Annotated in this window: 1 protein-coding gene and 1 pseudogene; one reads left to right on the top strand and one right to left on the bottom strand. The window is 48.5% G+C overall.

Annotated elements, in window-relative coordinates; all coding sequences use genetic code 11:
• Nucleotides 1-261, top strand: a pseudogene (locus ACJHWT_RS25405) (hypothetical protein); the annotation flags it as partial.
• Nucleotides 262-803: 542 nt separating this feature from the next.
• On the opposite strand, the gene ACJHWT_RS25400 reads toward ACJHWT_RS25405, so the two are convergent.
• The coding region (locus ACJHWT_RS25400) for a pilus assembly protein (RefSeq protein ID WP_171961398.1) at nucleotides 804-1,100 on the bottom strand (297 nt) is incomplete at its 5' end.

The following is a 1,100-nucleotide window of genomic DNA, read 5'->3' as shown; positions in this document are numbered from 1 at the left end:
CTCCACACACCGGATTGGCACTGGCCTCCGTGCCAATCCGGTCGGTGGTCTGGTGGCAATAAAGTGAACTACTCCGCCTGTAAGTGGTATCAATCATCTGTAGCAATGAATCACTTCATTGGCGGGAAAAGTGGAGGATCTATCTACTACAAACCCATTCAATGCCCGACCGGATTTATCATGACAGGTACACGCATGTATGGCATTGGTGATGGCGTTGATGAGGAACACGTTGATGCTTATTGTTGCCCCTTCGGTTAAATCCCAGCACCAGGAAGATTCAGGCATGTAACAGTAATTGTGCCGCCGGACTCATAATTTCCCCACGCATAATTATTCACATACCAAACCTTGTTTTGGTCGGAGTATACCTGCTGAAACCCACCAAAAGGCGCACCATTAAGGTATGTCCACGAACAGTACGCATGTACGCCAATGCTCAGATTTCGGGTGTTTTTCCCGATATTGTACGTACTGGTAGTGAAGTTCACTTTTGCCGTTGTCCAGATACCGGATTGGCACGGAGGCCAGTGCCAATCCGGTACGTGGAGAAGGGCATCAGGTAGCACTGTTCTGACAGGAAAAATAGCAAATGGACAACAGATCCCATTGCCATCTGGTTTTTCTGCCAGCCAGTGTACCTGGAGTGTCAGTAATGCAGAAAATCCGCACGGGTGGAAGCCGAATTATTTTGCGGGGTCAGTTGCAACCTATGATGCCAATCGAATTGTGAAATGCGGCTTCTATGACGAATACAACTTTTATGGCGGTACTCACCGAACTGACCTGTCGGGGAAATGTAGTTACATCGTGGTTTGCCAGTGATAAGTATCGTCACTGGCAAATGGCGTAAACTGTAATTGAACCATTTTGATCTTCGGTCGTGTCGCAACTGGCAGTCCATGCATTGTTGCCTGAAGGCATGGAACGTGTGAGCCATATAAATCCGGTATTTGATCTGCATTGACCGCCTCCACCAATGACTTTCTTGCCAGATGGACATGTTGCCGTTGCTCCAGGCCAACGCCACGCAGTAGCTGAAGCGGTAACAATTTGGCTATCACCTGCGCCAATTTTTTTCCACGTACCGGATTGGCACG

The sequence above is a fragment of the Escherichia sp. WS338 genome (genome assembly GCF_046486405.1).
Classification (GTDB): Bacteria; Pseudomonadota; Gammaproteobacteria; order Enterobacterales; family Enterobacteriaceae; genus Escherichia; species Escherichia coli.
The sequence above is the reverse complement of the archived record's forward strand: the minus strand, read 5'-3'. Positions and strand labels throughout refer to the sequence as shown.